The sequence below is a fragment of the Mycolicibacterium palauense genome (assembly GCF_002592005.1).
Classification (GTDB): Bacteria; Actinomycetota; Actinomycetes; order Mycobacteriales; family Mycobacteriaceae; genus Mycobacterium; species Mycobacterium palauense.
In genome coordinates this window covers 74,214-83,903 of sequence record NZ_NVQF01000018.1, presented here as the reverse complement: position 1 = coordinate 83,903, position 9,690 = coordinate 74,214, and the positions used below count along the sequence as shown (strand labels likewise).

At 67.5% G+C, this 9,690-nt stretch carries 8 protein-coding genes and 1 pseudogene; 4 read left to right on the top strand and 5 right to left on the bottom strand.

Annotation, left to right across the window (positions count from 1 at the left end):
• The 3 genes and pseudogenes from CSR00_RS10030 to CSR00_RS10020 form a co-directional block, all read right to left on the bottom strand.
• Positions 1-353: pseudogene (locus tag CSR00_RS10030) on the bottom strand (NlpC/P60 family peptidoglycan endopeptidase RipB); the annotation flags it as partial.
• A 97-nt stretch (positions 354-450) separates the two neighbouring features.
• A complete protein-coding gene (ripA, locus tag CSR00_RS10025) occupies positions 451-1,917 on the bottom strand; it encodes an NlpC/P60 family peptidoglycan endopeptidase RipA (RefSeq protein ID WP_245905930.1) in 1,467 nt (488 codons plus the stop codon).
• A gap of 199 nt (positions 1,918-2,116) precedes the next feature.
• Positions 2,117-2,674, bottom strand: a complete 558-nt coding sequence (locus CSR00_RS10020) for an Rv1476 family membrane protein (protein WP_099022238.1) — start codon at positions 2,672-2,674, stop codon at positions 2,117-2,119.
• A 320-nt stretch (positions 2,675-2,994) separates the two neighbouring features.
• Here CSR00_RS10020 and acnA point away from each other — a divergent pair, with 320 nt between their 5' ends.
• From acnA to CSR00_RS10000, 4 genes are all read left to right on the top strand, one after another.
• Positions 2,995-5,820 carry an aconitate hydratase AcnA gene (acnA, locus tag CSR00_RS10015; protein ID WP_099022237.1) on the top strand — a complete coding sequence of 942 codons (2,826 nt, stop codon included), beginning with the start codon at positions 2,995-2,997 and terminating at the stop codon, positions 5,818-5,820.
• A 42-nt stretch (positions 5,821-5,862) separates the two neighbouring features.
• Positions 5,863-6,426 carry a TetR/AcrR family transcriptional regulator gene (locus CSR00_RS10010; protein WP_099022236.1) on the top strand — a complete coding sequence of 188 codons (564 nt, stop codon included), beginning with the start codon at positions 5,863-5,865 and terminating at the stop codon, positions 6,424-6,426.
• A gap of 125 nt (positions 6,427-6,551) precedes the next feature.
• Complete coding sequence (locus CSR00_RS10005) at positions 6,552-7,274, top strand: peroxiredoxin (RefSeq protein ID WP_176561986.1); 723 nt, start codon at positions 6,552-6,554, stop codon at positions 7,272-7,274.
• A gap of 74 nt (positions 7,275-7,348) precedes the next feature.
• Positions 7,349-7,714 carry a DeoR family transcriptional regulator gene (locus CSR00_RS10000; protein ID WP_407662414.1) on the top strand — a complete coding sequence of 122 codons (366 nt, stop codon included), beginning with the start codon at positions 7,349-7,351 and terminating at the stop codon, positions 7,712-7,714.
• A 38-nt stretch (positions 7,715-7,752) separates the two neighbouring features.
• On the opposite strand, the gene CSR00_RS09995 is transcribed toward CSR00_RS10000, so the two are convergent.
• Both CSR00_RS09995 and CSR00_RS09990 read right to left on the bottom strand, forming a co-directional pair.
• Positions 7,753-7,944, bottom strand: a complete 192-nt coding sequence (locus CSR00_RS09995) for a helix-turn-helix domain-containing protein (RefSeq protein WP_099022235.1) — start codon at positions 7,942-7,944, stop codon at positions 7,753-7,755.
• 115 nt (positions 7,945-8,059) lie between these two features.
• Positions 8,060-9,688 (bottom strand): ABC-F family ATP-binding cassette domain-containing protein, encoded by a 1,629-nt coding sequence (locus tag CSR00_RS09990; RefSeq protein WP_099022234.1) that lies wholly within the window; start codon positions 9,686-9,688, stop codon positions 8,060-8,062.
• Positions 9,689-9,690: the final 2 nt, after the last annotated feature.

Here is a 9,690-nt window from a genome sequence, read left to right as displayed (position 1 = left end):
GAGAAGTGTAGAAGAGACAGGGTGCTCGGACCCGTAGGTTTGCCCCCACCCCAGGAATAGGGCACGCCCATCTGGGAGCCGCCGCGGCGGATCACGTACTCGATGGCCTGGGGGCCGCGCACCCGACCGGGCGCCACCGTCGCGGGGCCGCCCCCGATGCCGAGGGTGGCCAGGAACTTTCGTCCCAGGTCCATCGTCGCCTGGGTCGCCTGGGCCGTGGCGGCCAGGGACGCGTTGGCGATGGCCAGCGGGTCCCCGGGGGCCCCGGCGCTGAGCAGTTTCGGCAGGGTCGGGTCCCACTGCCCGTCCTGGGGTGCGGCGGCGGCCGGAGTCGCCAGCGCGACCGTCATCATGATGGCCCCCACCAGGGACACGAGTGCCCCGTGGATACGAAGGAGCTTGTCACGCATGCGTTTTGAACCAATCAGTATTCGATATCAGTATTCGATATCAGTATTCGATGTAGCGGATGACATAGGGCGTCATGCCACTGGTGCGCACCGGCGAGATCTTGACGTGCGAACCGGTGTAGGGCGCCTCCAGCATCTGGCCGTTGCCGAGATAGAGCGTGACGTGCTGGCTGCCGCCGGGGCCGTAGAAGATGACGTCACCGCGACGCATCTGCGACGACGGGATCTTGCGGCCCATGTTGTACTGCGAGCCCGAGTAGTGCGGAAGCTTGATGCCCACCCCGGCGAAGGCGTAGAGGATCAGCCCCGAGCAGTCGAAGCCGACGGTGCCGGCACCGGAGTCGATGCCGTTGCTGGGGCCCGCGGCGTTGCCGCCGCCCCAGGAGTAGGGCACACCCATCTGCGACATCGCCCGTTGGATGACGTACTCCGAGGCGCGCGAGCCGTAGAGCTGCGGGATAGCGCCATTGGTGATGCCGGTGTCGGTGGGCTTGAGGATGCCCAGCTTCGTCAGGAACTTCCGCCCGAGTTCGGCGGTGACCTGGAGTGACGTCGCGGCGATCTGCAGGACCGCGTTGATGATCGCGATCGGGTCGCCGGAGACGAAGGCGCTCGGAATCATCGGCAGCGTGGTGTCCCACTGACTGACGTCGCCGAACGGCGGTGCGCCGGACGCCGACGGACCCGTGGCGCTGCGATCCCAGTCCGCTTCCGGCGCCGGCGCGCCGGCCGGGGGCTGTGCGGCCGGACCGGCCGCGGGACCGGCGCCCGGGGCCCTGCCCTCCGGTGCCGCCGGCGTCTGCACCCGCCTGGCGGCCTCCAGTCGGGCCTGGGCGCTGTCGCGGGCGGCCGCCAGCTCGTGGACCTGGGATTCCTGGTCGGAGAACTTCTGCTGGGCCTGTTTGAGCGCGTCCACCGCGTCGTCCTGGCTGGTCAGAGCCGCCGAGGCCGCGTCGTCGGCCTTCTGCTTGGCCAGCCGCGCCGCGGACTCCTTGTTGGCCTGCTCGACGCGGGCGCGCTGCAGGCTGGCCCGGAACGTCTCGGTGCTGGCCGACAGCGTCTGCCCCGCTGCGGCGTCGGCCACGAAATCCTCGGGGCTGCCGGCGGTCAGGTACGAGGCGCTGGGACCGCCGACGTAGCGTGCCGCGGCGTACTCGTCGAATCGCCGCTGGGCGTCGTCGATCGCGGCGTCGGCGTTGGCCACGCCCCGCTGACTGGCTTCCAGGTCCTGCTGGGCCTCGGCGGCCTTGTCCCGCGCGGTCTGCACATCCAGGATCGCCTTGTTCACGCCTTCTTGCTGCGTCTGAATCGCCGCGCCGAGTTCCTGGAGCTTCTGGTTCGCCTCGGCGACGTCGGCGATCAGCGCGGCCAGTCCGGTGGGGTTGGTGTCCGGGTCGGCGGCGGCCACCCCCGATGTCACCAGACCGGGCGTGCCGAACAGCAACGCTCCGGTCAGCACGGGGGCCAGTAAGGGAGATGCGCCGTGGATGGGTCTCATGCGACTCATGTCTCCTCAGGGCTGAACGGGACCGGGTGGCGCATGCACCCAGTAATCACTACAGACACACCTATATCAATAGGCACCGTTCGCACCGTACGTCACAGCTGTCGCTAATGAAACATGAGTCACAAATTACAATAATGTAATTAATTGCGTTGTGACCAAATGGTGATGTTCTTAATTTGCCGGTGATCTGCGATGTCGGCTAATCACCGCTGGTGGAAGCACTTTCAGTAGGCTCTTCTCGTTTGCCTTTGACCTGCAGGACGCGGGTCACAATGGCCGCCAGAAATACGGCGATCAGCAGCACAATGGTGAGACCGGTCCAGGGGAAATCCGGCGTATTCAGCTGACTGAGAAAATTCTGTGAGGACTGCACCGGATTGCCGGTCTTGGCCAGGTCCTCGCCGGCCTCCAGGGTGACGCGGTCGTAGGTCGGGCTGTAGGTCCCGGCGTAGGACGGACTCATCACCAGCACCGTCGAGCCCGGATTGGCCTCGCCCACCGCGGTGGCGATATCGCGCAGCGGCGTGTCGATGGGCGGATTGTGCTCGATCACGACGATCTTGAGATCGATGCCCTGCGCCGCAGCCTCCTCGACGACCTGGAGCAGACCGGGTTGGTCGGCCGCCGGGGCACTGACGCCGTCGGCGGCCACCTCGGCCTTGACCGCCTCGATGTCGACGTCGCCGGGGATGTAGGCCGGCACCGGAACGGCGACGAGCGAGCCCGCCGGCACCACTTCGGGGCCCCAACCCGTCATCGGTGGCCTTCCTCTCATGTCGCACGCCCACATCGCACGCGGCGTTGCCATGTCGCACCCGGCGGTGCCGTTTCACACGCGGGCCACCCGGCCGGGCCAGCCGGCTGTCCAACAGTGCTGTCCAACAGTGCCCAACTACGGTACGCGACACCCCGTCATCCGGGTGGCAGCACGCGCCCGAGAAGAGAAGACTGGGACCCGCAAAGCCAGCTCAGACCGCGAACCCGACCCCCCACGTTGCAGTACAAGCGTACTGTTAGGATGGAGTCGGACCGCAGACACAGCCCGTCTGCGCTGAAAACTAAACGCCGGGAGTTGATGTGACCAGCAAAGATTCCGTGAATTCATTCGGAGCGCGCGACACGCTCGAAGTCGGAGACGCCAGCTACGAGATCTACCGCCTCGACGCGGTTCCCGGTACCGAGAAACTCCCCTACAGCCTCAAGGTGCTCGCCGAGAATCTGTTGCGCACCGAGGACGGCGCCAACATCACCAAGGAACACATCGAGGCGATCGCCCACTGGGATCCGTCGGCCGACCCCAGCATCGAGATCCAGTTCACCCCGGCCCGCGTCATCATGCAGGACTTCACCGGCGTGCCGTGCATCGTCGACCTGGCGACCATGCGTGAAGCCGTCGGCGAACTCGGCGGCGACCCCGACAAGGTGAACCCGCTGGCGCCGGCCGAGCTCGTCATCGACCACTCGGTGATCATCGACGTCTTCGGCAGCGCCGACGCGTTCGAGCGCAATGTCGAGATCGAGTACTCGCGCAACGGCGAGCGCTACCAGTTCCTGCGCTGGGGCCAGGGCGCCTTCGACGACTTCAAGGTCGTCCCGCCGGGCACCGGCATCGTGCACCAGGTCAACATCGAGTATCTGGCCCGCACCGTGATGACGCGCGCAAACGCGAGCGGCGCCATGGTGGCCTACCCCGACACCTGCGTGGGCACCGACAGCCACACCACGATGGTCAACGGCCTGGGCGTCCTGGGCTGGGGCGTCGGCGGCATCGAGGCGGAGGCCGCCATGCTCGGCCAGCCGGTCTCGATGCTCATCCCGCGGGTGGTCGGATTCAAGCTGACCGGTGAGATCAAGCCGGGCGTGACCGCCACCGACGTCGTGCTCACCGTCACCGACATGCTGCGCAAGCACGGGGTGGTGGGCAAGTTCGTCGAGTTCTACGGCAAGGGCGTGGCCGAGGTCCCGCTGGCCAACCGCGCCACGCTGGGCAACATGAGCCCCGAGTTCGGCTCCACCGCGGCGATTTTCCCGATCGACGAGGTCACCATCGACTACCTGCGCCTGACCGGGCGGCCCGAGGACCAGCTGGCCCTCGTCGAGTCCTACGCCAAGGCGCAGGGCATGTGGCACGACCCCGACCACGAGCCCGCCTACTCCGAGTACCTCGAGCTCGATCTGGGCGACGTGGTGCCCTCGATCGCCGGCCCCAAGCGCCCCCAGGACCGCATCGAACTCTCCGATGCCAAGACCGCCTTCCGCAAGGACATCCACAACTACGTCGAGGAGAACCACCCGGCCCCGGAGACCAAGCTCGACGAAGCGGTCGAGGAGTCCTTCCCGGCCAGCGACCCGGTCTCGCTGTCGTTCGCCGACGACGACGCCGTGCTGGAGTCGGCGGCCAACGGGTCCTCCGGACGGCCGAGCAAGCCGGTCAAGGTGTCCTCGTCCGAGCGCGGCGACTTCGTGCTCGACCACGGCGCGGTGGCGATCGCCTCGATCACCTCCTGCACCAACACCTCCAACCCGTCGGTGATGCTGGGTGCGGCGCTGCTGGCCAAGAACGCCGTCGAGAAGGGCCTGTCGGCCAAGCCCTGGGTGAAGACCTCGATGGCCCCCGGGTCGCAGGTCGTCAGCGACTACTACGACAAGGCCGGCCTGTGGCCCTACCTGGAGAAGCTCGGCTTCTACCTGGTGGGCTACGGCTGCACCACCTGCATCGGCAACAGCGGCCCGCTGCCCGAGGAGATCTCGGCGGCCATCAACGACAACGACCTGACGGTCACCGCGGTGCTGTCCGGCAACCGCAACTTCGAGGGGCGTATCTCCCCCGATGTCAAGATGAACTACCTGGCCTCCCCGCCGCTGGTGATCGCCTACGCCCTGGCCGGCACGATGGACTTCGACTTCGACTCCGACCCGCTGGGCAAGGACGGCGACGGCAACGACGTCTTCCTCAAGGACATCTGGCCCTCGCCCAAGGACATCTCCGACACCATCGCCTCGGCGATCAACGAGGAGATGTTCACCAAGAACTACGCCGATGTGTTCAAGGGCGACGAGCGCTGGCAGAACCTGCCCACCCCGTCGGGCCGGACCTTCGAGTGGGACGCGAAGTCGACCTACGTGCGCAAGCCTCCCTACTTCGACGGGATGCCGGCCGAACCGGCGCCGGTCTCCGACATCAAGGGCGCCAGGGTGCTTGCCCTGCTGGGTGATTCGGTGACCACCGACCACATCTCCCCGGCCGGCAACATCAAGCCGGGAACCCCGGCCGCGCAGTACCTCGAGGCCAACGGCGTTGCACGCAAGGACTACAACTCCTACGGCTCACGGCGCGGCAACCACGAGGTGATGATCCGCGGCACCTTCGCCAACATCCGGCTGCGCAACCAGCTGCTCGACGATGTGTCCGGCGGCTACACCCGTGACTTCACCGCCGAGGGCGCTCCGCAGGCGTTCATCTACGACGCCGCGCAGAACTACGCGGCGCAGGGCACTCCGCTGGTGGTGCTCGGCGGCAAGGAGTACGGCTCCGGTTCCTCCCGCGACTGGGCCGCCAAGGGCACCAGCCTGCTGGGCGTGCGCGCGGTGATCACCGAGTCCTTCGAGCGCATCCACCGGTCGAACCTGATCGGCATGGGCGTCATCCCGCTGCAGTTCCCCGCGGGCGAGTCGGCGGCCTCGCTGAAGCTCGACGGCACCGAGACCTACGACATCACCGGCATCGAGGAACTCAACAAGGGCGCCACGCCACGGACGGTTCACGTGACCGCCACCAAGGAGGACGGTTCGAAGGTGGAGTTCGACGCGGTGGTCCGCATCGACACACCGGGTGAGGCCGACTACTACCGCAACGGCGGCATTCTGCAGTACGTCCTGCGCAACATGCTGAAGTCCGGCTAGTTCGGCGTCGGACCGGAATCCAGCCCGACGAGATGCCCTCCGATGCCTAGGGTCAGTGAGGACCACCTGGCGGCCCGCCGCCGCCAGATCCTCGACGGCGCCCGTCGCTGTTTCGCCGAATACGGCTATGACAAGGCGACGGTGCGCCGCCTCGAGCAGACCATCGGACTGTCCCGGGGGGCGATCTTCCACCACTTCCGGGACAAGGACTCGCTGTTCTTCGAGTTGGCCCGCGAGGATGCCGAGCGCATGGCCGATGTCGCCTCGCGGGAGGGGCTGATTCAGGTGATGCGCGATCTGCTCGCCGCGCCCGAGCAGTTCGATTGGTTGGCAACACGTTTGGAGATCGCCCGCAAGCTGCGCAACGATCCGGTGTTCAGCCGGGGCTGGGCCGAGCGGTCCGCCGAGCTGTCGGCGGCCACCCACGACCGGCTGCGCCGCCAAAAGGAGGCCGGGCGGCTTCGCGATGATGTGCCCGGCGAGGTGCTGCAGGTCTACCTCGATCTGGTGCTCGACGGTCTGGTCGCGCGCCTGGCCGCCGGCGAGGACGCGACGCGACTCTCCGCCGTGCTCGACCTGGTGGAGGATTCGGTGCGCCAACGCTGACCACCGGCAACGAGGGACCTTCGTCCTCTGAGTGAGGCCATTCACCCGTGACAAGTTAGGCAAGCCTGTGCCATCATTGATTTATACCCCACGGGGTATAAACCACGATGAAAGGAGTGCCAATCATGACCACCGTCGAGGGACCGCAACCGGCCGCACCGATGCCGCGCATCGGTGATCCCGCACCCGAGTTCACCGCCGTGACCACCCAGGGCGAGATCAACTTCCCGGCCGACTACGCCGGCAGCTGGGTGATCCTGTTCTCGCACCCGGCCGACTTCACCCCGGTGTGCACCAGTGAGTTCATGACGTTCGCGTCGATGCAGGACCAGTTCGCCGCCTACAACACCAAGCTGGTCGGCCTGTCGGTCGACGGCCTCTACAGCCACATCGCGTGGCTCCGGACGATCAAGGACAAGATCACCTTCCGCGACATGAAGAACGTCGAGGTGACCTTCCCCCTGATCGAGGACATCACGATGGAGGTGGCGGGCAAGTACGGCATGATCATGCCCGGCGAGGACTCCACCAAGGCCGTCCGCGCGGTGTTCGTCATCGACCCCGAGGGCGTGATCCGGACCATCATCTACTACCCGCTGAGCCTCGGCCGCAACTTCGACGAGCTGCTGCGGGTGGTCAAGGCACTGCAGGCCGCCGATCACTTCGGTGTGGCCACGCCGGCGGACTGGCGGCCCGGCGACCGGGTCATTGTGCCGACCGCCGGTTCCTGCGGTGTGGCCGCCGAACGGATGTCGGGCACCGAATCCGACGTGCAGTGTGAGGATTGGTTCTTCTGCACCAAGGAGATCCCCGCCGACGAGGTGGAGAACGCCATCAAGGCGAAGTGATCGACAACGCACTGCACATGTGAGATCTGTGATCGGTTCACATTAGGACCGGCCACTGCCCTAAGCTTCGCAGCATGGCCAACGGCATGAGCGCACACCTGCGGCGCGCGGCGATCGCGGAACGGATCGACGCCGACCGCGAAGTCGACTTCACGTCGTTGGCAACGGAATTCGGTGTGTCGGCGATGACGATCCGCCGGGACATCGAGAAGCTGGAGAGTGAGGGCATCGCGCGGAGGGTGCTCGGTGGGGCCATCGCCCTGGGCGGTAAATCCACCGAGCCCTCCTTCGCCGCACGGGCCGCGGCCGCCGCGGCCGGTAAAGTCGATGCGGGTCAACTCGCCGGTCTGCGGCCGGGCGCCACGGTGTGCCTGTCGGCCGATCCCGCCGCCGTACACCGTTTCGACCGCGTCACCGGTCTGCGGACCGACCGTTCCTGACCCGAGGCTCGGCAGACCTCGCCCCCGCGGTGCCGCCGTCAGTCGCGCCGGGTCCGGTGGTTGGGTCCGCCGCGACTGCGCATCGCCGTTCCCGATTCACGCAGCATGCTGTGAATCGAACCGTAAGACCGGCCGGTGGAGGCCACCAGCGACCGGATGCTGGCGCCGCGTTCGTAGGCGTTGCGTATTTCCCTGATCAGCTGCTCGCGCGCCTTGTCGGGCTTCCTCATCGACGCCTCCCCGGCTGTACCGACCCCGCCGGATCCAGCGTAGGAAGCCACGACCGGCAGTGTGACAGAAATCACCAAATCGGCGGTGGCGCTCCGTTGTTGGGTCGCGCCGGGCTCAGGCCAGCTCGATGAGGTCGCGATATTCCTCGGACCAGAAGTCCTCGGTGCCGTCGGGCAGCAGAACCACCCGTTGCGGATCCAGGGCCTCGGCGGCCCCGGGATCGTGGGTCACCAGGACGACGGCACCGGCGTAGCTGCGCAACGCGTCGAGCACCTGCTCCCGCGAGGCGGGATCGAGGTTGTTCGTCGGCTCGTCGAGCAGCAGCACATTGGCCGTCGAGGCGACCAGGCCCGCCAGCGCCAGTCGGGTCTTCTCGCCGCCGGAGAGGGTCCCGGCCGGCTGGTCCAACTGGGGACCGGTGAACATGAACGCACCCAACAGTCCTCGCAGCTCCTGCTCGCCGGTGTCGGGTGCGGCGTGGCGGATGTTCTCCCAGACCGTGGCGTGATCGTCGAGGGTGTCGTGTTCCTGGGCGAAGTAGCCGATCTTGAGGCCGTGCCCCGGCTCCAACCCTCCGGAGTCGGGAACCTCCACGCCGGCGAGCAATCGCAGCAGCGTCGTCTTCCCGGCACCGTTGAGCCCCAGGACCACCACCCGCGAGCCGCGGTCGATGGCCAGATCCACGCCGGTGAACACCTCCAGCGACCCGTAGTTCTTGGTGAGTCCCTTGACCACCAGCGGTGTGCGCCCGCAGGGCGCCGGTGTGGGGAACTTGATGCGCGCCACCTTGTCGGCGACCCGCTCGTCCTCCAGAGAGGCCAGCATCCGGTCCGCGCGGCGCAACATGTTCTGCGCCGCCACCGCTTTGGTGGCCTTGGCGCCCATCTTGGCGGCCTGGCTGCGCAGCGCGGACGCCTTGCGTTCGGCGTTGGCGCGTTCCCGGCGGCGTCGCTGCTCGTCGGTGGCGCGTGCGTCGAGGTACTTCTGCCAGCCCATGTTGTAGACGTCGACCTCCCCGCGTACCGCATCGAGGAACCAGACCCGATTGACGACGTCGGCCAGGAGGTCGACGTTGTGACTGATGACCACCAGCCCGCCGGTGTGGTTGTGCAGGAAGTCCCGAAGCCAGCCGATGGAATCGGCGTCGAGATGGTTGGTCGGCTCGTCGAGCAGCAGCGTGGTGGCCGAGCCCGCCCCGCTGTCGGACGCCGCGAACAGAATGCGCGCCAGCTCGATCCGGCGCCGCTGGCCGCCGGAGAGCGTGCGCAGCGGTTGGGTCAGCACCCGTTCGGGAAGCCCCAGGCTTGCGCAGATCCGGCCGGCCTCGCTCTCGGCGGCGTACCCGCCCAGCGCCGCGAAACGCTCCTCGAGCTGGCCGTAGCGTCGCACCGCCTTGTCCCGCGCGGTCTCGTCGGCCACCTCGGCCATCAGCACCTGCTGCTTCTCCAGATCGGAGAGCAGGGTGTCGAGGCCGCGCGCCGAGAGCACCCGGTCACGGGCCAGCACGTCGAGGTCGCCCTCCTTCGGATCCTGCGGCAGGTATCCGATCTCGCCGCTGCGCATCAGGCTCCCGGCGTACGGTTCACCCTCGCCGGCCAGGATCCGCATCGTCGTGGTCTTGCCCGCCCCATTGCGGCCAACGAGCCCGATGCGGTCGCCGGGCTGCACCCGCAACGCCGGCCCCTCGGCCAACAGCAGCGTGCGCGCGCCGGCGCGGACCTCCAGGTCCGTTGCGGTGATCACGG